Origin of the sequence: Streptomyces sp. NPDC002669 (assembly GCF_042889165.1) — a bacterium.
Classification (GTDB): Bacteria; Actinomycetota; Actinomycetes; order Streptomycetales; family Streptomycetaceae; genus Streptomyces.
The window spans coordinates 89,653-109,541 of the sequence record NZ_JBIAQQ010000028.1; the positions used below are offsets into that span (position 1 = coordinate 89,653).

The following is a 19,889-nucleotide window of genomic DNA, read 5'->3' on the forward strand; positions in this document are numbered from 1 at the left end:
TATCGCCTGCCTCACGTATGGTCAAGGTGTGGGCCGGTCCCTCATGGGGCGGCTGGCAGAATCTGCTGCATGGCGGAAATAACCCAGCGCGACGGAACCTGGACCTTCGACGGCGAGACGGTGTGGATCGCGCCGGGCCGGGGCAAGGGGATCCACCCGCTCCGGCAGGAGCTGGGGGAACGCGCCGTCCCGTTGCGGGCGCTGGCGGGCATCTCCTTCGAACCGGACCGCAAGGGCGGCCGGCTGCGACTGCGGCTGCGCGACGGCGCGTGCCCGGTCCTGCGCGCGGCCGACGGCCGGCTCAAGGACACGGCGGACCCCTACCAGCTCACCGTGGAGAAGGACCGCAGCGGGGTGGCGGAGTACTTCGTCGACGAGGTGCGCAACGCCCTGCTGATCGAGCAGGTGCCCGCCGGCCCGGTGGACGGCTTCCTGCTGCCGGGGCCCGCGGTGCCGGTCGCCGGTGGCGGCGGGGACGGCACCGCCTCGTTCGACGGGGAGACGATCCGCCTCACCTGGAACTGGAAGGCCAACGACTCCAAGCTCTCGGGCGGCCCGGTCTCGTTCCCGCTGTCGGACGTGGCCGCCGTGCACTGGGTGCCCTCCATCGGCCTGGAGAACGGACACCTGCGCTTCGTGCTGAAAGGCGCCCCGGCGGCGGTCCGGGCGGCCGAGCACGACCCGTACGCGCTGGACCTGTGGGGGCTGTCCAAGAAGGAGTACACGGCGGCCCTGGTCGCGGCGGCGGTCCTGGTGCGGCTGCCCGACGCGACGGGGAAGACGGCGGGCGCCGCCCCCGCAGGTGCCGCCCCCGCGGAGATCGAGGCCCCGGCCGCGCCCGCACCGGCCGCGCCGACCGGCGACGATCACGACGCGCTGTTGCGCCGGCTGCGCGAGCTCGGCGAACTGCACCGGTCCGGGGTGCTCACCGACGACGAGTTCGCCGCCGCCAAGCAGGCCGTGCTCAAGCGCCTGTAACCGCCCGGGGCATCGCGGGTGCGCCCCCGGCAGGCGCACCCGCACCCGTCCCGCACCGGCTCCGCCCCTGCTCCCGTGCCGGTTCCCCGACCGCCCGAGAGCACAATCACACCCACTCCTGCCCGATATCGGGCAGAATTGTTGCGGAAGTGCCCCGTCCACCGCAATATCAACGAGTGCTCGAACGCCGCCCGTCGCATGACGACCTCATTGACCACCTGGTCCGCAGCACCGCGCTCCAGCGCGGCGAAGCCGCCCGGGTGATCCTCGACGTGCTGGCGTACTTCGACGAGACGACCGACGACTTCGTCCGCCGCCGCCACCGCGAACTGCAGTCCGGCGGCCTGGTCAACGCGGAGATCTTCGAGCGGATCGCGGCCGAGCTGCCGCACCGCGCGGTCGCGCCTCCGGAGCTCTCGCTCCGCCAGCTGCGCCGCATCGTCTACGGCTGAAGCAACCGCGGCCGAGCGGTCCGCGGCCGGACGAGCCGACCCGACCGGGCGGCGAGCACTACAGGTACATCGATGGAGGGGCAGAGAATCCATGTGCGGAATCGTCGGATACATCGGGAAGCGTGACGTGGCCCCGCTGCTGCTGGAAGGGCTGCAGCGACTGGAGTACCGGGGTTACGACTCCGCGGGACTCGTCATCACCGGCAAGGCGTCGGCCGGGAAGCCCGCCGCCCTGAAGATGGTCAAGGCGAAGGGCCGGGTCCGCGAGCTGGAGGCCCGCGTCCCCAAGCGTTTCACCGGCACCACCGGCATCGCCCACACCCGTTGGGCCACCCACGGCGCCCCGAGCGACGAGAACGCGCACCCGCACATGGACGCCGACAACAAGGTCGCCGTCGTCCACAACGGCATCATCGACAACGCCTCCGAGCTCCGTGCCAAGCTCGTCGCCGACGGCGTCGTCTTCCTCTCCGAGACCGACACCGAGGTGCTGGTCCACCTGATCGCCCGCGCCCAGGCGGACACCCTGGAGGAGAAGGTCCGCGAGGCGCTGCGTTCGGTCGAGGGCACGTACGGCATCGCCGTCATGCACGCCGACTTCAACGACCGCATCGTGGTCGCCCGCAACGGCTCCCCGGTCGTCCTCGGCATCGGCGAGAAGGAGATGTTCGTCGCCTCGGACGTCGCCGCGCTGGTCGCCCACACCCGCCAGGTCGTCACCCTGGACGACGGCGAGATGGCCACCCTCAAGGCCGACGACTTCCGTACGTACACCACGGAGGGCTCGTCCACGACGGCCACGCCGACCACCGTGGAGTGGGAGGCCGAGTCGTACGACATGGGCGGCCACGACACGTACATGCACAAGGAGATCTCCGAGCAGGCCGACGCCGTGGACCGGGTGCTGCGCGGCCGGATCGACGACCGCTTCGCCACCGTGCACCTGGGCGGCCTCAACCTGGACGCCCGCGAGGCGCGCGGGGTCCGCCGGATCAAGATCCTGGGCTGCGGCACCTCGTACCACGCGGGCCAGATCGGCGCGCAGCTGATCGAGGAGCTGGCCCGCATCCCCGCGGACGCCGAGCCCGCCTCCGAGTTCCGCTACCGCAACCCGGTCGTCGACCCGGACACGCTGTACGTCGCGGTCTCCCAGTCCGGTGAGACGTACGACGTGCTGGCCGCCGTCCAGGAGCTCAAGCGCAAGGGCGCGCGGGTGCTCGGCGTGGTCAACGTGGTCGGTTCCGCCATCGCCCGGGAGGCCGACGGCGGTACGTACGTCCACGCCGGCCCCGAGGTCTGCGTCGTCTCCACCAAGTGCTTCACCAACACGGTCGTCGCGTTCGCGCTGCTCGCCCTGCACCTGGGCCGGATCCGGGACCTGTCGGTCGCCGACGGCAAGCGGATCATCGAGGGGCTGCGCAGGCTCCCCGCCCAGATCAGCGAGATCCTCGCGAACGAGGACGAGATCAAGCGGCTGGCGGCCGAGTACGCGGACGCCAAGTCGATGATGTTCATCGGCCGGGTGCGCGGCTACCCCGTCGCCCGCGAGGCATCGCTGAAGCTCAAGGAGGTCTCGTACATCCACGCCGAGGCGTACCCGGCGTCCGAGCTGAAGCACGGGCCGCTGGCGCTGATCGAGCCCGCGATGCCGACGGTCGCGATCGTGCCGGACGACGACCTGCTGGAGAAGAACCGCGCCGCGATGGAGGAGATCAAGGCCCGCAGCGGCCGCATCCTCGCCGTGGCCCACCAGGTGCAGGAGAAGGCCGACCACACCATCGTCGTGCCGAAGAACGAGAACGAGCTGGACCCGATCCTGATGGGCATCCCGCTCCAGCTCTTCGCGTACCACACGGCGCTGGCCATGGGCCGTGACATCGACAAGCCGCGCAACCTGGCGAAGTCCGTCACCGTCGAGTAGGGCCCGGATCGTTCCGGACCGTTCCGGATCAGGCGCCCCGCCGCACCACGGTGTCGCGGGGCGCCGCGGGGCGCGCCGCCGGAGGGAAGGCGTCTCCCGGCCGTGCTTCCCGGAAAGAGATGGCCGAAGGCAACGGGTCGGAACCACCCGTATCGGTGCCACCGTCCCCGGCGGCCCCTCCGCGGCATGCCGCGCCCCGCTCCCCGGCGCCCCTCGCCCACCCGCCGCGAGGCCGCGATCCGCCTCCGTACCCCGACCAACTGTCGGTTTCCGCAGACGATTTGACGCCACCTCCGCATCGGACGCGGCACACCGGCTCGCGGGAAGGAAGGCGAAGGACGGCGAAGCGCTCAAGAAACGCTCACGACCGGGCGGAAGATGCCCGGACGGCGCTCTCGGCCGGACGGCGGAGCGGTCGGGGAACGATCACGTCCGAACGGAAAACTGCTCGGGGAGCGGTCGGGGAACAGTCGCGTCCGAGCGGCACCCGGCACCCTGCCCCCGGGAAACGACCGCGGTCCGGCGGCGCGGGACGCTCAGGGGATGACGACGACCGGGCGCTGCGCGCGGCGGGCGAGGCGGCCGGCGACCGAGCCGAAGATGCGGCCGACGACGCCGTGCGTGGAGCCGACGACGATGGCGTCGGCCGAGTACTCCCGGCCGACCTCCTCCAGTTCGTGGCAGATGTCGCCGCCCCGCTCGACGAGTACCCAGGGCACCTCGGAGAGGTAGTCGGCGCAGGCCAGCTCCAGGCCGAGCACCTCGGTGCGGTGGTCCGGCACGTCCACGAAGACGGGCGGTTCGCAGCCCGCCCAGACCGTGGTCGGCAGCCGGTTGGCGACGTGGACGATGATCAGTCCGGAGCCCGATCTCCTGGCCATCCCGATGGCGTACGCGAGGGCGCGCTCGCTGGAGGTGGAGCCGTCGAAGCCGACCACGACCCCGTGACGGAACGCGGGGTCGCAGGAATGACGTGTTTCTTCGACCGTCTGCGGGTCCGACATGGGGTCGGCTACCTGCTTGCGGTCCGCGGGTTCGGGGATTTCGTGACCGGCCATCGGTGTCTCGGCGAAGAGAGTCCTCGTGAGGAGAGCGACTTGGGGAAGGTGCGTCAGCGGGCGGCGTTGCGGTGTCCGGGAATCATCTTCCCAACCCCTTACCCCCAAGGGTACGGCTCCACTCCTCCACTGCCCAGACCCGCGCAAAGCGCGCGCGACGTTTCACGGAGCATGCCCGAGGCGGCCCCGGATCGCAATGCCGGTTGTGCCGTACACCGACGACGAGGGGCCCGGACGGCTCCCCTCGGTGACCGGACGGAGCCGTATCCGTCACCCTCCTCAGCGGCGGAGGGGCCCTCGCGCCCCGGGCGGGGCCGGCCGGGGCGCCGGGCGGACCCTCCGGACCGACATCGGCCACCGACGGCCGAATGCGTGTTCACCCCTGCCTCGTCGCCCGCATCGCGCCCCGTCCGCCCCGTCGGCGACGGACCGCCCGGTCGGGAAACGACATCGGCCCGCCGGGCGGGAACCCATCGCGTCCGGCCGCCGCCGCGCCGTTCCGTACGATCAACCGTCCGACCTGCCGAGGGGGCGCAAAGAAGCACCCCCTCATCCGAGTTGTGCGCCGGTCCAATGACCGAATCACGTATGCACAACCGTCTATTTTCAGCCAACTTCACAGCCGTTCCGATTCCTTGCCGAATTGGCCGATCAACCCCCTTGTCACCAGGCAGGAAGAGACCGCGCGGTACGCTTCCACCCAACGGGGACGGGCCATGAGCGCGAGGCGCACTTCCCTGCGCGGCCGACGAATGAAACGCTTCGTGATCGAATGCTTCCCGCCAAGTTGCCATGTCGACATAACGCCGGTTGGTGAACTTGTCACGACGGCACCACGGGACGCAGTAGATTCGATCTTGGGTACCGAAGACTGGGGACTCGTGCAGGACCGAGGGGAAAAGTGCAGGAGCGACAGGCCCGTAAGGACCAGGAAGACGCGAACACCGAGGGGGGCTTAGCGTCATGAGCCAGGACTCCGCCGCCGCAACGGAGGCTGTACGGAAGCTCAGTGGCCGTCGACGACGGGAAGTCGTCGCCGTGCTGCTGTTCAGCGGCGGCCCCATCTTCGAGAGTTCCATCCCGCTCTCCGTGTTCGGAATCGACCGCCAGGACGCGGGTGTTCCGCGCTACCGACTCCTCGTCTGCGGCGGGGAAGAGGGACCGCTGCGGACCACCGGGGGACTCGAACTCACCGCGCCCTACGGGCTGGAGGCGATCAGCAGGGCCGGCACCGTCGTGGTGCCCGCCTGGCGCTCGATCACCTCGCCGCCGCCCGCCGAGGCACTGGAGGCGCTGCGCCGCGCCCACGAGGAGGGCGCCCGTATCGTCGGTCTGTGCACCGGCGCGTTCGTGCTCGCCGCCGCCGGCCTGCTGGACGGCCGCCCGGCGACCACGCACTGGATGTACGCACCGACGCTGGCCAAACGCTACCCGTCGGTGCACGTCGACCCGCGTGAGCTCTTCGTCGACGACGGCGACGTGCTCACCTCCGCCGGGACGGCGGCCGGGATCGATCTCTGCCTGCACATAGTCCGCACGGATCACGGCACGGAGGCCGCCGGGGCACTGGCCCGCCGGCTCGTCGTGCCGCCGCGGCGCAGTGGCGGTCAGGAGCGCTACCTCGACAGGTCTTTACCTGAGGAGATCGGCTCCGACCCGCTTGCCGAGGTCGTGGCCTGGGCACTGGAGCACCTCCACGAGCAGTTCGACGTGGAGACGCTGGCCGCGCGCGCCTACATGAGCAGGCGGACCTTCGACCGGAGGTTCCGTTCGCTCACCGGCAGCGCACCGCTCCAGTGGCTCATCACCCAGCGGGTGCTGCAGGCGCAGCGGCTGCTGGAGACGTCCGAGTACTCGGTCGACGAGGTGGCGGGCCGCTGCGGCTTCCGCTCGCCGGTCGCGCTGCGCGGACACTTCCGGCGTCAGCTGGGCTCCTCCCCCGCCGCGTACCGGGCCGCCTACCGGGCCCGTCGCCCGCAGGGCGGTGGCGCGGAACCCGTCGTCGCGGCGTCCGAACCGGTCGTTCCCGCGCAGAGCGGCTCGCCGGTCCGGCGCTCCGCGGCTCCGGCCGGCCCGCCGGGTCCCCACTCCGCCGTCGCACCGACGGCGGGCGTGGGACAGCCGGAGCACGGGAAACCGGGTCTCGACGCGTACGCGGCCGGACGCCCGACCCTGCCGGGGCAACGGAGCGCCCCGTAGGGTGGGGCCATGAACGACCGCATGGTGTGGATCGACTGCGAGATGACCGGGCTCTCGCTGGCGGAAGACGCACTCATCGAGGTGGCCGCGCTGGTCACCGACTCGGAGCTGAACGTGCTCGGCGAAGGGGTGGACATCGTGATCCGCCCGCCGGACGCGGCCCTGGAGACCATGCCCGAGGTGGTGCGGCAGATGCACACCGCCTCGGGCCTCCTCGACGAGCTGGCCGGTGGCACCACCCTGGCCGACGCCGAGGCCCAGGTGCTGAACTACGTCCGCGAGCACGTGAAGGAACCCGGCAAGGCCCCGCTCTGCGGAAACTCGGTCTCCACCGACCGCGGTTTCCTGGCGCGGGACATGTCCGCCCTGGAGAGCTACCTCCACTACCGGATCGTCGACGTCTCCTCCATCAAGGAGCTGGCGCGCCGCTGGTACCCGAGGGCGTACTTCAACAGCCCGGCCAAGAACGGCAACCACCGGGCGCTCGCGGACATCCGCGACTCCATCACGGAGCTGCGGTACTACCGCGAGGCGGTCTTCGTGCCGCAGCCCGGCCCGGACTCGGAGCGCGCCAGGACCATCGCGGCCCACGTCGCACCGCCCGCCCCGTAGGCCCTCGTGAAGCCGCTGGTCATAGCCCTTTCGGGGGTTCGGACCGGCGGCTGAACAACTGGGGCGCGAGCACCCTCTCGGACCCTGTACACTTTTTCTCGGCCGGTCAGAAAAAGACCGGGCATGGTGGGTATAGCTCAGATGGTAGAGCACCTGGTTGTGGTCCAGGATGTCGCGGGTTCGAGTCCCGTTACTCACCCTGATGGGAAGGGCCCCGGTCGTTGACCGGGGCCCTTCTCGTGTCCGGGCCACCCGTTTCCGGGCCGCCCGGCACCTGAGCCGCCCTCACCGGGCGGCGGTGTGACGGCCGTCACGAGGAGTCGCGGACGACCAGTTCCGTGGGGAGCACGATCTGCGGGCTTTCCTGGGTCTCGCGGGCGATTTCCTGGAGCAGGACGCGGGCCATCGTGCGGCCCATCTCCTCGATGGGCTGGCGCACGCTGGTGAGAGGCGGGTCCATGTGGCGGGCCACGGCCGAGTCGTCGAAGCCGATGAGGGCCACGTCGTCGGGGATGCGGCGGCCGGCCTCGCGCAGGACCTGGCGGGCGCCCGCGGCGGTGACGTCGGAGGCGGCGAAGACCGCGTCGATGTCGGGGCGGCGGGCCAGCAGCTCGCGCATGGCGCGGGCGCCGCCCTCCTCGGTGAAGTCGCCGGGGGCGATCAGCTGCTCGTCCGGTTCGAGGCCGGTCCCGGCGATCGCCTCGCGGTAGCCGTCGAGGCGGCGCTGCGCGCCGTAGACGTCCAGGCGCCCGGTGATCGTGGCGATGGTGCGGCGGCCCCGGGAGAAGAGGTGGTCGACCGCGGCGCGGGCGCCGCCGAAGTTGTCGGAGTCGACGGAGGCGAACGGGTCGGAGGCGGACCTGCGGCCGCTCGTCACGGCCGGCATGCCGAGCTGTTCCAGCAGGTCCGGCAGCGGGTCGTCGGCGTGGACGGAGACCAGCAGCACGCCGTCGACGCGGTGTGCGGTCAGGTACTGGGCGAGCCGGCGGCGCTCGCGGTCGCTGCCGACGAGGGTGAGCAGCAGCTGCATGTCGGTGTCGGCGAGCGCCGCGCCGACCCCGCGGACGATGTCGGAGAAGTACGGCTCGGCGAAGAAGCGGGTCTCGGGCTCGGGCACGACCAGGGCGATGGCGTCCGTGCGGTTGCCGGCCAGCGCGCGGGCCGCCCGGTTGGGCACGTAGCCCAGTTCGGCGACGGCCGCCTCCACCGCTTCCCGGGTCTGGGCGCTGACCTTCGGCGAACCGTTGATGACCCGCGAGGCCGTGCCGCGCCCCACCCCCGCCCGCGCCGCGACTTCTTCGAGCGTGGGCCGCCCACCGCTCCGTACTCGCGCTGCCGCCATGGCTGCCTCCCGTTCGCGGTCAATTTCTCACAGCGGGATGGCCAAACCAAGTCCTGACCCCGGGGCCCCGGGCCGGGCGGGGAACGACGGAGACCCGGCGCGGCGGCCGGGTCTCGGACGGGGTCGGACGGGGCGTGCGGGGTCAGTCGCGGCCGGGGGCCGGGGGCAGGGCGTGGCGGCGGATGACGTCGGCGTACCAGAGGGCGCTCGCCTTGGGGATGCGGCGCTGGGTGGCGTAGTCGACGTAGACGGCACCGAAGCGCTTGGAGTACCCGTACGCCCACTCGAAGTTGTCCATCAGTGACCAGAGGAAGTAGCCCCGGACGTCCGCGCCGTCGGCCACCGCCCGTCGCACGGCGTCCAGGTGGCCGTGCAGGTAGTCGATCCGCTCGGGGTCCTCCACCCGGCCCTCGGGCGAGACGTAGTCGTCGAAGGCCGCGCCGTTCTCGGTGACCATCAGGGGCAGGTCGGGGTGGTCGCGGGAGACGTCCATGAGCAGGTCGTACAGTCCGTCGGGGTCGATCGCCCAGTTCATCGCGGTGCGCCCGCGGCCCTCGGCGAGGTGGAAGGCGACGTGCTCGGAGCCGGGCCACGGGGAGTGGTCGCTGTTGCCGTGGCCGTCGTCGCGCGTGTCCCCGACGCCGTCCGCGGGCGCGGAGACCAGCGTCGGCGTGTAGTAGTTCACGCCCAGGACGTCGATCGGGGCGGAGATCGTGGCCAGGTCGCCGTCCCGGACCAGCTCCGACCAGTCCACCAGGTGTGCGGTGTCGGCGATCAGGTCCGCCGGGTACTCGCCGCGCAGCATCGGACCGGTGAAGATCCGGTTGCCCACGGCGTCGATGCGGCGGGCGGCGTCCGCGTCGGCCTCGCCGCCGGTCAGCGGGCGGACCTGGTGGAGGTTGAGGGTGACCGAGGTCCGCGCGGCAGCGGGGAGTCGGTTGCGCAGGACCTCGGTCGCCCGGCCGTGGGCGAGGTTGAGATGGTGGGCGGCGCGCAGTGCGCCGGCGGGTTCGGTGCGGCCGGGGGCGTGCACGCCGGAGCCGTAGCCGAGGAAGGCCGAGCACCACGGTTCGTTGAGGGTGGTCCAGGTGCCGACGCGGTCGCCGAGGGCGCCGGCCACGATGTCGGCGTAGTCGGCGAAGCGCTCGGCGGTCGCCCGCTGGGGCCAGCCGCCCGCGTCCTCCAGCTCCTGCGGCAGATCCCAGTGGTAGAGGGTGGCGACGGGTTCGATCCCGGCTTCGAGGAGTTCGTCGACGAGCCCGCGGTAGAAGTCCAGGCCCCGTTCGACGGCGGGGCCGCGGCCGGTGGGCTGCACCCGGGACCAGGAGACGGAGAAGCGGTAGGCCCGCAGCCCGAGCCGCTTCATCAGCGCCACGTCGTCGCGGTAGCGGTGGTAGTGGTCGGCGGCGATGTCTCCGGTGTCGCCGTTGCGGACCTTGCCCGGTGTGCGGCTGAAGGTGTCCCAGACGGACGGGGTGCGGCCGTCCTCGGCCGCGGCACCCTCGACCTGGTAGGCGGCGGTGGCCGCCCCCCAGACGAAACCGGTCGGGAAGTCCGCCGTCTCGGGCGTCCGCTTCGGGGCGATGTCGGGTCGTACAGCAGTCATGCGGGAGCGCTCCCATGAGTGAAGGGGGACGGGGACTCGAAGTGGTGTGGCGGGCGGCCGTACGACACCCCGGCCGTCGCGGGGCGGGGGGCCGTACGGGCACCCGAAAGAGGGTGGGTGACGCGTCGTCAGCCCTTGACCGCGCCGGACATGATCCCCCCGACGATCTGCTTGCCGAAGATCACGAACACCACGAGCAGCGGCAGGGTGCTGATCAGCGCGCCCGCCATCACGATGCTCTGGTCGGGGGTGTACGAGGCGCTCAGCCGGCCCAGGGCCACCTGGAGCGTGGGGTTCTGCTGGTTGAGGGCGAGGTAGGGCCAGAAGAAGTCGTTCCACGCCTGTACGAAGGTGAGCATCCCCAGCACCGTCATCGCGGGGCGGGCCACCGGAAGGACCACGCTGCGCACGATGCGGAAGTTGTTCGCGCCGTCGACCTTGGCGGCCTCGACGAGTTCGTAGGGCAGCGCCTCGCTCAGGTACTGGCGCATGAAGAACACCCCGAACGCGCTCACCAGCGTCGGGAAGATCACCGACTCCAGCTTTCCGCCCCAGCCGATGTCGGACATCATCATGAACAGCGGGACGACGCTGAGCTGCGGCGGGATCGTGAGCGTGGCGATGACGCCGGTCATCAGCGCACCGCGGCCCCGGAAGCGCATCTTGGCGAAGGCGTAGCCGGCCAGGGTGCAGAAGAAGAGCGTCGCCACCGTGATGCAGCCGGCGACGACGGCGCTGTTGAGGATCGCCCTGCCGAGGTTCGCCTGGGTCCAGGCCGCTTCGAGGTTGTGCAGCAGTTGTCCGCCGGGCAGGAACGGCGGTGTGGTGGCGAGCACTTCGTCCTGGGTGCGGGACGCGGCCACCAGCGTCCAGTAGAGCGGCAGCAGCGAGCCGATGCCGACGACGGTCAGGGCGAGGTAGGCGAACGGGCCGCCCTTCAGCTGCTGTCCCGCGCCGGGCCTGAAGCGGCGGGGGCGCCGGGCGTCCCGTCGGCGGGCGGACGGCGCCCCGGGGTCCGGGGCCCCTGCGGTGCCGGCAGTGGTGCTGGTACGGGTCATGGTCATGGAATCGCTCCCGGTCAGGCCGCGGGTGTGCGTACGAAGCGGCCGACGAGCCAGTTGACCGCGGCGATGATCAGCAGCAGGGCGAGCATCGCCCAGGCCACCGCGGCGGCCGGGCCGAGGTGGCCCAGGTTCCAGCCGTAGTTGTAGAGGTAGACGCTGAGCGTCTCGTACTGGTGCTCGTTGCCGCCGATCGCGCCGAGGGTGCCGCCCTCCAGCAGCAGGGGCTCGCCGAACAGCTGCATGGAGCCGATGGTCGAGACGACGATCGTGAAGAGGATCGTCGGCCGCAGCGCGGGGATCGTCACCTTGCGGAACTGCTGCCAGCGCGAGGCGCCGTCCAGCGACGCGGCCTCGTACAGATCGGTCGGCACGGCCTGCATCGCGGCCAGGTAGATCAGGGTGTTGTAGCCCGTCCAGCGCCAGATCACGATGACGGAGATAGCGATCTTCGACGTCCAGTGGCCGTTGGCCCAGTTGGTGTCGCCGAGTCCGACGAAGTCCAGCACCCAGTTCAGCAGGCCGCCGTCGGCCCGGAAGACCAGGGCGAAGACGAGGGCCGCGGAGGCCACCGAGGTGGCGTACGGGGTGAGGACGATCGTCCGCCAGAAGGTGCTGGCCCGCAGCCGGTAGTTGAGCAGATGGGCCAGGCCGAGCGCGACCAGCAGTTGCGGGACGGTCGACATGACCCCGATCAGGAAGGTGTTGCCGACGGCCGTCCAGAACTCGGAGTCGTGCAGGATCCGGTCGAAGTTCTCCCAGCCGACCCACTCCATCCGGTCCATGCCGGTCATCTCCACCCGGTGCAGGGCGATCCAGCCGGTGTAGAGCAGCGGGTAGAGCCCGAAGGCGCCGAACACGAGGAAGAACGGGGCTATGTAGGCGTACGGCGACGCCTTGTCGTCGAACCTCCACAGCCGGCTCCGCCAGGTCTGCCCGCGGGATCGGGCCGACGCGTGCGGGGAACCGCCGGGTGGCGGGGCGTATGCGTCCCGGGTGGGAGTCGAGGTGGCCACGGGCGGGAGTCCTTCCCTGGGGGTACGTGCCGGCGCGAGGAAGTGTGCGGGAGGGGTCACGGGGGGCCGGTGCGGGCGTCCCGGAGGAGGGCGCCCGCACCGGCGGGGGTCAGCCGATCGCCTTGTCGATCGCCTCGGTCGCGGCCTTCCACGCCTTGTCGGGGGCGGTGCCCCGCTGCTCCATGTTGGTGATCTGGGTGGAGATGGTGTCCTTGATGACGGCGTCCTTCGGGCCGAGCACCGCCTCGGGGATGGACTTGGCCTCCTCCGCGTAGAGCTGCCCGATCGGCGCGTCGTTGAAGTACGGGAGCTTCGCGTTCTTCACGTCGGGCAGTTCGTAGGCGCCCTTGTTGGAGGGGAAGACGCCGATCGCCTTGAAGACGGCGGCCTGCTGCTCGGGGGCGGTCAGCCACTTCACGAGCTTGCCGGCCTCCTCGACGTTCTTGCCCGACTTGGGCACGGCGAGGAAGGAGCCGCCCCAGTTGGCGGCGGTGGCACCGGGCGCGGTGGTGATGTTCCACTTGCCCTTGTTGCCCTCACCGGCGTTGACCGAGATCTGTCCGGCCATCCACGCGGGGCAGACCACGGTGGCGACGGTGCCCTTGCGCAGTGCGGGGACCCAGGTGTTGGTGTCGAACTGGGCCAGCCCCTGGGAGAGCTTCTTGGCCGCGACCTCGGCCGCCAGGTTCCAGCCCTGCTGGACGCTGGGGCTCTCCTTGTAGATCGGCTTGCCGCTCCCGTCGTAGTACTGCTGGGCGTTCGAGCTCACGACGGCGTTGAACATCGCGCTGGCCGAGTCCATGAAGTACGTGCCCGCCGGGGCCTTCTTCTTGTACTCCTCACCGAGCCGGATGTAGTCCTCCCAGCCGCCCGCGACCCGCTTCGCGACCTCCTCGCGGTCGGTGGGCAGACCGGCCTTCTCGAACAGGTCGGTGTTGTAGCAGAGGGACATCGGGCCGATGTCGGTGCCCGCGCCGATCACCGCGCCATCGGTGGTGGTGGCCTGCTTCGCCTTCCAGGGCACCCACTCACCGACGTCGATCACCTTGCTCAGGTCGGCGAAGGAGTCCGCCTTGGTGTCGACGATCTCCTTGATCCGGCCGACCTCGATACCCTGGATGTCGGAGAGTCCGCTGCCCGAGTTCAACTGCTGGAGCAGCTTGGGGTAGTAGACCTTCTCGTCGGCGGTGACGTCCTCCTTGATCGTGATGTTCGGGTGCAGCTCGTGGTACTTCTCGAAGAGCCCGGCCTCCTTGTAGCCGAACTGTCCGAAGTCGGCGATGGTCAGCGTGACGTTCCCGTCCGCGTCGGGGCCCGTGCTGCCCGACGCGTCCGAGTCTCCGCTGCAACCGGTCAGCAACAGGGCCGAGACCGTCAGGCCCGTGGTGGCCAGGACCGCGGTTCTGCGGCCCCTGCCGGCGACGGTGCGGGTGATGCGCATTCCACTGCTCCTTGTTCCGGGGTGGGACGTCCCGGGGTTCCGGGGTTCCGGGTGGGACATTCCGGTGCGGGACCGGCGTTCTGACTGCGTGGCACACGCGCCGGTGGGGCGCGGGTGCCGGAGGTTCGGAGGGGGGAGGGCACGGGCAGTGCCGTTCGGGTGGAGGACCCACCCGATGTGGGAGCGCTCCCATGCGTCGATGCCGGAAGGTTCCTGCCTGAAGGGTGCGGGTGTCAAGACTTGAAGACGCTTCCGTTGCCCGAGCGTGTCCTGCAAGTCACGGGACCGTGTCCCGCCGAGGTCTTGCCATAACTCGCCGGGGCCGGGGCCGAGTTCGGCACCGAGCCCGCTCCGCGAAGGAAAGCAGCAGGTCAGCGGCGTACCGAGGGGATGTACGGGGCCGGCCCGGCCCGTGCCGTCCGGGCCGGGCCGGGTTTCCGCCCGCCGACGGGTGCGGGCGCCGTCATCCCCGGTTCACCCCCGGGCGCCCGCCGGAAGATGAACGGGGTACCGCTCGGCCGGGGCGGCTGCGGCGATGCCCGCGTTCTTTCCCCGAACCCGGAAGGCCGGTCAGAGGCCCGGGGTCCTTCCCCGGTGGAGCCGGAGTGCCGTCTTCCCGCGCCGGCCCCGGCTCCGGCCCACCCGGTGTGCGCGCCGGCCGCGGTCCCGCCGGTGTCCGTCGAGGCCGATCCGGACGCTCACCTCCGTACCGCCGAGCACCGAGCGTCCGATCCGCACGTCGCCGCCGGTGGACTCCGCGGCCCGGCGGACGATGTCGAGGCCGAGCCCGGTCGAGCCCACCGCGCCCCCGGCGCCCCCCACCCCGCCCCGGCCGACGCCGCCCCGGGCGAGGGCCGCCGCCGGGTCGGCGATCCCGCCCCCCGCGTCCGAGACCAGCACGATCACCGCGTCGTCGCTGTGGTGCACGTCCACGGCGAAGGCGGCCCCCTCCGGGGTGTGCCGGAACACGTTGCCCAGCAACGCGTCCAGCACGGCGACCAGTTCGGGCCTGGCGACCGGGATGCGGACCGTCCGGTCCACCCCCGCCAGGCTCACCTCGCGGCCCTCGTCCTCGGCGAGCGCCGACCAGAAGGACATCCGTTCCCGGATCACCTCGGAGAGGTCGCAGCCCGCTCCCGGCCCGCCGTTCGACCCCTGGGTCTGCGGGCGCTGTTCGCGGGCCGTCCTGATGATGATGTCCACCTCGTGCTCCAGCTGCCGGACCGCGGCCCGGGTCTGCTCGGCGGCCGTGCTCTCCCCCAGCGAGGCGGCGTTGAGCCGGAGCACGGTGAGCGGGGTGCGCAGCCGGTGCGACAGGTCGGCGGCCAGTTCCCGTTCGTTGGCGAGGAGCTGGATGACCTGGTCGGCCATGGAGTTGAACGCGGCGGCGGCCGAGCGCAGTTCCGTCGGGCCCTCCTCCACGACCCGGGTGCCCAGCCGGCCCTCTCCCAGGTCGTGGGCGGCGCCCGCGAGCCGGCGGGCGGGCTCCACCATCCGGACGCCGAGCCGGTCGGCGACCGCGACGGAGCCCACGATCAGCGCGACGGCGACGCCCGCCAGCACCACCCAGGCGGTGCCGACCCCCTTGGACACCTCGTCCTGCGGCACGAACACCTCGACGACGGCGATCTCGTCGGGGCCCAGCGCGGTGGGCTGGAGCAGCGTGAAGCCGCCCCTGACCTCGCTGATCGAGGCGCGCCCCGAGTTGCGCACGGTCTCCAGGTCCTCCGGGGCGGCGCGCCGGGTGCCGATCTCCAGCGGTTCGCCGTCCGGTTCGCCGGTGGCGGGGACGTGCACGGCCATCCGGCCCGCGACGCCCGGTTCGGTGGCGAGCACGGCCGTTTCGAGTTCGGTGCGGTCGGTGGTGATGGAGAGCGTGGGGCCGATGGCGGCGGCCTGCCGTTCGGCGTCGGAGAAGGAACGGTCCCGGGCCATCTCCGCGACCACGATGCCGAGCGGTACGGCGAAGGCCACCACGACCATCGCGGTGACGGCCAGACAGACCTTGACCAGCGCCCATCTCATGCGGGCCGCTCCGGGGCACCGGGGGCGGGCGGCTGGAGCTTCACCCCGACACCGCGCAGGGTGTGCAGGTAGCGCGGCCGGGCGGCCGTCTCGCCCAGCTTCCGGCGCAGCCAGGACAGATGGACGTCGATGGTCTGGTCGTCGCCGTAGGACTGCTGCCAGACCTCGGCCAGGAGTTCCTTGCGCGGGACGACGACGCCGGGCCGCCCGGCGAGGAAGGCCAGCAGGTCGAACTCCCGGCGGGTCAGGTCGAGCGCGGCCCCGTCCAGTTCGGCCTGGCGGCGCAGCGGATCGATGGCGAGCCCGCCGACCCGGATGACGCTCGGCGGCGGCGCCTCTCCCCCGGCGGCGCGCGAGCGGCGCAGCACGGCGGCCATCCGCGCGGACAGGTGCTCCACCGAGAACGGTTTGGTCAGGTAGTCGTCCGCGCCGTCGTTGAGCAGCCGGACGATCTCGCTCTCGTCGTCCCGCGCGGTGGCGATGATCACCGGTACGTCGGTGATGCCCCGGAGCATCTTGAGCGCCTCGGCGCCGTCGAGATCGGGCAGGCCGAGATCGAGGATGACCACGTCGAAGCGGAGGTGGGCGACCTCGCGCAGGGCTTCGAGCGCGGTCCCGACGCTCCGCACCGTATGGGCGGCCTCGGTCAGGTGCCGGATGAGGGCGGAACGTACGAACTGGTCGTCCTCGACCACGAGCACACTTGCCATGGGCGGCACCGTACGCCATCCGGAGGGGGCGGGTCCTGTCCGCGGGGTACCCGAGCGGGCGGCGGCTCCGATGGGGCAGGATGTGCCGGATGCGCCGGATGCGGTGCGGAGCCGTTTCCTACCGGAAGGCCGAGGGGGGCGGGGCCGGGGACGGGGCCGCGGTCGCGTCGTGCACCGCCGCCGCGCCGCCGGTGAAGTCGGCGAGCGCCCGGCCGTGTTCGACGCGGCCGGGGTGCGGGTCGGTCGCGACCCGGCGGGTCAGTTCGGCGACCTTCGGCGGCAGGTCCGACGCGAGCAGCACCGCGTTGCCGAAGCGCCGGCCGCGCCACACGGTGGGGTCGGCGGCGAGCGCCAGCTCGGGGAAGACCGCGGCCGCGGTGGCGACCTGGCCGCGCAGATGGGCCAGCGGCGGCCCGTCCGCCAGGTTGGCCACGTAGCTCCCGCCGGGCTTCAGCACCCGCCGGACCTCGGTGAGGAACTCGGTGCTGGTGAGGTGGGCGGGGGTGCGGGCCCCGCTGAAGACGTCGGCGATGACGAGGTCCGCCCAGCCGTCCCGGACCTTCCCGAGCCCGGCGCGGGCGTCGGTGGTCCGGACCCTGATCCTGGCCTGCGGGTCCAGCGGCAGTTCCCGGCGGACGAAGCCGACGAGCGCGGCGTCCACCTCGACGATCTGCTGGGTGGAGCGGGGCCGGGTCGCGGCGATGTAGCGGGCCAGGGTGAAGGCACCGCCGCCCAGGTGCACCACGTGCAGCGGTTGCCCGGCGGGGGCGACGAGGTCGGCCATGTGCCCGATGCGGCGCTGGTACTCGAAGGACAGGAAGGTGGGGTCGTCGAGGTCCACGTGGGACTGCGGGGCGCCGTCCAGCGTCAGTGTCCAGGCGTGCGGGCGCTCCCGGTCGGGCACCAGCTCGGCGAGGCCGCCGTCCACCGGTTCGGCGAGGGGCTCCGCCCGGCGCCCGGCGCGTCCCGCGCCGCGTTCGGTCCTGCCGTCGGCCCTGCGGTCCGGGCGCCCGCGACCGCCCGCACCCCCGCTCGACGCTCCTCGACGTGCCACTGCTGCTCGCGCCCGCTCACTGCTCTTCGCTCCGGGCCGGTACGCGACCGGCCGGGCGGGGGAACCCGCCCACCGGCCATTATGGGCGCGGCCCGGGCCGGAGCGGGTCCGGCGGAGGGGGCTGCCCGGCCCCCGGTGCGGCCGGGGCGCGGCCCGGAACCGGCGGCTCCGCCCCGGACCCGCGGCCCGGGCCCCGTGCGGTCAGCGGCAGTTGTCGGCCGCCTCGATGAGCCGGGCGGCCTGGTCGAGGGCGGCCCGCAGCACGGCGGGGTCGGTGACCGGGGCGTCCTCCTCCGGCGGCAGCAGCCAGCCGCTCCCGGGGGCCGGCGGCTCGGCGGGGATGCGCAGCCCGCGGCCGGCGGTCCGCGTACAGGCGCTGCCGGGTACGTCCCACGCCTCGGCGGTGCCCGGCGGCACGAGGAAGCCGAGGGTGTCGCAGGCGCCGTCGTGCAGGACCGGGCCGATGTCCCGCGCGGTGTCCCGGCGCAGGATGTCCACGGCCTCCAGTCCCTGACGGGCCGGGACGGTCACCAGGTCGCAGGGGGCGGCCCCGTGGTCCTCCGTGGACGCGGGTGCCGGGGCACCCGTCGCGGCCGGGCTCGTCGCAGTCGTCCGTGCGTCGGTCTCCGTGCCGAGATGCAACAAGGGACCTCTCCTCTCATCGCCGGGCGGAGCCGGGTTCCGTCTCCGCATGGACCAACGCGCCGACTGCGTCAAGGGCTACGGTGCCACGCCGCCGCAAAGGGTGGCAGTTCATGGCAAATCACGGGCAAGATGCCCGGTTTGAAGGCAAACGCTCCATGTGGGACTTGTCACAGCAGGTACGTTCTTGCTCCGCCGGGACATCCGCCGGGACACCGGAAGCGGGAACCCCGGCTGCAGAAGAGAGGTTCCGGTCCATGGTGTCGACAGGGGCAGTTCCCAACCTCGCCTTCCGGCGGTTGCGCGGACAGCGCTCCGCCGGGGAGTTCGCCGCCGCGGTACGCAGGGCCGCCCGGGAGATCGGCGAACAGGTCGCGTGCGACGCCCGGTACATCGGACGCGTGGAGTCCGGGGAGATCCGCTGCCCCAACTACGCGTACGAGCGGGTCTTCCTGCACATGTTCCCCGGCACGACCCTGGCGGACCTGGGCTTCTCGTCGCGTGAGACCGTACGCGGCAGGGGGGCGCGGGCCACCGTCGGCACCCCACCGCCCACCGCGCCCCACCGCGACACCGACGAGGAGAGCGACGTGCTGCGTCGCGTGTTCATGACGAGCGGCACCGCCACGATGGCGACCGCGACCCTCGGCCTCGGCGGCACCCCCGCCGCCGCTGCCGCCCGCCCCGCCCCGCGCCGGGTGGGCGAGGCCGAGGTGAGCGCCGTCGAGAAGGCGGTACGGCAGATCCGGCTGCTCGACGACCGGCACGGCGGCGACGGCCTGTACCGCAAGGCCTCGCGACCGCTGCGGATCGCGTACGCGCTGCTCGACTCCGGTGCCGCCGCCAAGCGCTCCACGGCCGGCCGGCTGCACGCCGGAGCGGGCGAACTGGCCATCTCGGTGGGCTGGCTGGCCCACGACTCGGGCCGCTTCGAGGACGCCCGCTCGCACTACGCGGAGGCGCTGGCCACGGCCCGGGTCGCGGGCGACGCGGCGCTGGAGGCGCACGCGTTCTGCAACGCCTCGTTCCTGGCCCGGGACACCGGGCGGCCCCGGGAGTCGGTCCGCGCGGCGGAGGCCGGGCAGCGGGCGGCGCAGCCCCTGGGCTCGCCCCGGCTGCTGGCGCTGCTCGCGCTACGGGAGGCCGGGGGCCGGGCGGGGCTCGGGGACCGCGTCGGCTGCGAGCGGGCGATCGGCCGGGCGCACGCCGCGTTCGGGCACGGCCGGTCCGACGCCGACCCGGAGTGGATGAGCTTCTTCCGGGAGGCGGAGCTGGAGTTCCTGGAGGCGCAGTGCTGGTCGGTGCTGGGCGAGTGGTCGCGGGCGGCCCGCCATGCGCGGCGTGCGGTGCGGCTCCAGGACCCGCACTTCACCCGGAACCTGGCGCTGTACCGGGCCGAGCTGACCTGGGACCTGGCCCGCGCGGGCGAGGCCGCGCAGGCCGCGGCGGAGGGACACCGGGTGCTCGACCTGCTGGACCGCGTCCGGTCGACCCGCATCCGGGCGATGCTGGCCGGGTCGGTGACGGCACTGAGGCCGCAGCGGGGCACCCGGGAGGTACGGGAGTTCCTGGAACGGCACGACGAAGTGAGCGGCACGCGGGAGTGACGGGGCCCGGCGCGTAGGGGCCCGTCCCGCGACCGGAGCTAAGGGCTGTCCCGTAATCCCTGGTGGATCAGCGCGCGGCGTCAGATGCGGTGCATCGCAAGGCGGAGGGGCGTCCGCATACTGGATGTATTCGGACGTTCCGACAACGCAGCGAGGAGTGGGGTC

At 72.4% G+C, this 19,889-nt stretch carries 17 protein-coding genes and 1 tRNA gene; 8 read left to right on the forward strand and 10 right to left on the reverse strand.

The window, feature by feature from the left end; all coding sequences use genetic code 11:
- The first annotated feature begins 69 nt into the window (after positions 1-69).
- The 3 genes from ACFYW1_RS31655 to glmS all read left to right on the forward strand — a co-directional run bounded on the left by ACFYW1_RS31655 (position 70) and on the right by glmS (position 3,351).
- Entirely contained in the window at positions 70-978 is a 909-nt protein-coding gene (locus ACFYW1_RS31655) for a DUF4429 domain-containing protein (protein WP_389000918.1), read from the forward strand.
- Between the two features lie 176 nt (positions 979-1,154).
- Positions 1,155-1,430, forward strand: a complete 276-nt coding sequence (locus tag ACFYW1_RS31660) for a hypothetical protein (protein WP_072489218.1) — start codon at positions 1,155-1,157, stop codon at positions 1,428-1,430.
- Between the two features lie 91 nt (positions 1,431-1,521).
- On the forward strand, positions 1,522-3,351 hold the full coding sequence (gene glmS / locus ACFYW1_RS31665; RefSeq protein WP_389000922.1) for a glutamine--fructose-6-phosphate transaminase (isomerizing): 1,830 nt from the start codon (positions 1,522-1,524) through the stop codon (positions 3,349-3,351).
- Positions 3,352-3,887: 536 nt separating this feature from the next.
- On the opposite strand, the gene ACFYW1_RS31670 is transcribed toward glmS, so the two are convergent.
- Positions 3,888-4,409 carry a universal stress protein gene (locus ACFYW1_RS31670; RefSeq protein WP_148835546.1) on the reverse strand — a complete coding sequence of 174 codons (522 nt, stop codon included), beginning with the start codon at positions 4,407-4,409 and terminating at the stop codon, positions 3,888-3,890.
- Positions 4,410-5,372: 963 nt separating this feature from the next.
- Between ACFYW1_RS31670 and ACFYW1_RS31675 the strand changes: the two genes are divergently transcribed.
- The 3 genes from ACFYW1_RS31675 (at position 5,373) to ACFYW1_RS31685 (ending at position 7,419) form a co-directional block, all read left to right on the forward strand.
- Complete coding sequence (locus ACFYW1_RS31675; RefSeq protein WP_389000925.1) at positions 5,373-6,608, forward strand: helix-turn-helix domain-containing protein; 1,236 nt, start codon at positions 5,373-5,375, stop codon at positions 6,606-6,608.
- 9 nt (positions 6,609-6,617) lie between these two features.
- Positions 6,618-7,220: an oligoribonuclease gene (orn, locus tag ACFYW1_RS31680; protein WP_148835548.1), complete on the forward strand. Its 603-nt coding sequence runs from the start codon at positions 6,618-6,620 to the stop codon at positions 7,218-7,220.
- Between the two features lie 126 nt (positions 7,221-7,346).
- Positions 7,347-7,419: transfer RNA gene (locus ACFYW1_RS31685), tRNA-His, on the forward strand.
- A 111-nt stretch (positions 7,420-7,530) separates the two neighbouring features.
- On the opposite strand, the gene ACFYW1_RS31690 is transcribed toward ACFYW1_RS31685, so the two are convergent.
- From ACFYW1_RS31690 to ACFYW1_RS31705, 4 genes are all read right to left on the reverse strand, one after another.
- Positions 7,531-8,562: a LacI family DNA-binding transcriptional regulator gene (locus ACFYW1_RS31690; protein WP_389000929.1), complete on the reverse strand. Its 1,032-nt coding sequence runs from the start codon at positions 8,560-8,562 to the stop codon at positions 7,531-7,533.
- A 142-nt stretch (positions 8,563-8,704) separates the two neighbouring features.
- The gene (locus ACFYW1_RS31695) at positions 8,705-10,168 is read right to left on the reverse strand and encodes a GH1 family beta-glucosidase (protein WP_389000932.1); all 1,464 of its coding nucleotides are present in this window, start codon (positions 10,166-10,168) and stop codon (positions 8,705-8,707) included.
- Positions 10,169-10,296: 128 nt separating this feature from the next.
- Positions 10,297-11,226: a carbohydrate ABC transporter permease gene (locus ACFYW1_RS31700; RefSeq protein WP_389000960.1), complete on the reverse strand. Its 930-nt coding sequence runs from the start codon at positions 11,224-11,226 to the stop codon at positions 10,297-10,299.
- 20 nt (positions 11,227-11,246) lie between these two features.
- Positions 11,247-12,023: a carbohydrate ABC transporter permease gene (locus ACFYW1_RS31705; RefSeq protein WP_389000935.1), complete on the reverse strand. Its 777-nt coding sequence runs from the start codon at positions 12,021-12,023 to the stop codon at positions 11,247-11,249.
- Between ACFYW1_RS31705 and ACFYW1_RS31710 the strand changes: the two genes are divergently transcribed.
- Entirely contained in the window at positions 12,013-12,057 is a 45-nt protein-coding gene (locus ACFYW1_RS31710; RefSeq protein ID WP_363329866.1) for a hypothetical protein, read from the forward strand. The genes ACFYW1_RS31705 and ACFYW1_RS31710 overlap by 11 nt on opposite strands.
- Positions 12,058-12,354: 297 nt before the next feature.
- On the opposite strand, the gene ACFYW1_RS31715 is transcribed toward ACFYW1_RS31710, so the two are convergent.
- The 5 genes from ACFYW1_RS31715 to ACFYW1_RS31735 all read right to left on the reverse strand — a co-directional run bounded on the left by ACFYW1_RS31715 (position 12,355) and on the right by ACFYW1_RS31735 (position 18,120).
- Positions 12,355-13,686 carry an ABC transporter substrate-binding protein gene (locus ACFYW1_RS31715; protein ID WP_389000938.1) on the reverse strand — a complete coding sequence of 444 codons (1,332 nt, stop codon included), beginning with the start codon at positions 13,684-13,686 and terminating at the stop codon, positions 12,355-12,357.
- A gap of 570 nt (positions 13,687-14,256) precedes the next feature.
- Entirely contained in the window at positions 14,257-15,711 is a 1,455-nt protein-coding gene (locus ACFYW1_RS31720; protein ID WP_389000941.1) for an ATP-binding protein, read from the reverse strand.
- The gene (locus ACFYW1_RS31725; protein ID WP_148838134.1) at positions 15,708-16,421 is read right to left on the reverse strand and encodes a response regulator transcription factor; all 714 of its coding nucleotides are present in this window, start codon (positions 16,419-16,421) and stop codon (positions 15,708-15,710) included. The genes ACFYW1_RS31720 and ACFYW1_RS31725 overlap by 4 nt, the downstream gene beginning before the upstream one ends.
- 118 nt (positions 16,422-16,539) lie before the next feature.
- Positions 16,540-17,475 (reverse strand): spermidine synthase, encoded by a 936-nt coding sequence (locus ACFYW1_RS31730; RefSeq protein WP_389000945.1) that lies wholly within the window; start codon positions 17,473-17,475, stop codon positions 16,540-16,542.
- Between the two features lie 201 nt (positions 17,476-17,676).
- Positions 17,677-18,120 (reverse strand): hypothetical protein, encoded by a 444-nt coding sequence (locus ACFYW1_RS31735; protein WP_389000948.1) that lies wholly within the window; start codon positions 18,118-18,120, stop codon positions 17,677-17,679.
- A 254-nt stretch (positions 18,121-18,374) separates the two neighbouring features.
- Between ACFYW1_RS31735 and ACFYW1_RS31740 the strand changes: the two genes are divergently transcribed.
- Positions 18,375-19,724, forward strand: coding sequence for a tetratricopeptide repeat protein (locus tag ACFYW1_RS31740; RefSeq protein WP_389000951.1), 1,350 nt, complete (start codon positions 18,375-18,377; stop codon positions 19,722-19,724).
- Positions 19,725-19,889: the final 165 nt, after the last annotated feature.

What these genes read in the sequence shown, in the direction of transcription:
- ACFYW1_RS31690 (WP_389000929.1), bottom strand. Translation starts at nt 8,562, where the DNA reads ATGGCGGCAGCGCGAGTACGGAGCGGTGGGCGGCCCACGCTCGAAGAA.
- ACFYW1_RS31715 (WP_389000938.1), bottom strand. Translation starts at nt 13,686, where the DNA reads ATGCGCATCACCCGCACCGTCGCCGGCAGGGGCCGCAGAACCGCGGTC.
- ACFYW1_RS31655 (WP_389000918.1), top strand. Translation starts at nt 70, where the DNA reads ATGGCGGAAATAACCCAGCGCGACGGAACCTGGACCTTCGACGGCGAG.
- ACFYW1_RS31740 (WP_389000951.1), top strand. Translation starts at nt 18,375, where the DNA reads ATGGTGTCGACAGGGGCAGTTCCCAACCTCGCCTTCCGGCGGTTGCGC.
- ACFYW1_RS31700 (WP_389000960.1), bottom strand. Translation starts at nt 11,226, where the DNA reads ATGACCCGTACCAGCACCACTGCCGGCACCGCAGGGGCCCCGGACCCC.
- ACFYW1_RS31720 (WP_389000941.1), bottom strand. Translation starts at nt 15,711, where the DNA reads ATGAGATGGGCGCTGGTCAAGGTCTGTCTGGCCGTCACCGCGATGGTC.
- ACFYW1_RS31695 (WP_389000932.1), bottom strand. Translation starts at nt 10,168, where the DNA reads ATGACTGCTGTACGACCCGACATCGCCCCGAAGCGGACGCCCGAGACG.
- ACFYW1_RS31705 (WP_389000935.1), bottom strand. Translation starts at nt 12,023, where the DNA reads ATGACCGGCATGGACCGGATGGAGTGGGTCGGCTGGGAGAACTTCGAC.
- ACFYW1_RS31670 (WP_148835546.1), bottom strand. Translation starts at nt 4,409, where the DNA reads ATGGCCGGTCACGAAATCCCCGAACCCGCGGACCGCAAGCAGGTAGCC.
- glmS (WP_389000922.1), top strand. Translation starts at nt 1,522, where the DNA reads ATGTGCGGAATCGTCGGATACATCGGGAAGCGTGACGTGGCCCCGCTG.
- ACFYW1_RS31675 (WP_389000925.1), top strand. Translation starts at nt 5,373, where the DNA reads ATGAGCCAGGACTCCGCCGCCGCAACGGAGGCTGTACGGAAGCTCAGT.
- orn (WP_148835548.1), top strand. Translation starts at nt 6,618, where the DNA reads ATGAACGACCGCATGGTGTGGATCGACTGCGAGATGACCGGGCTCTCG.
- ACFYW1_RS31725 (WP_148838134.1), bottom strand. Translation starts at nt 16,421, where the DNA reads ATGGCAAGTGTGCTCGTGGTCGAGGACGACCAGTTCGTACGTTCCGCC.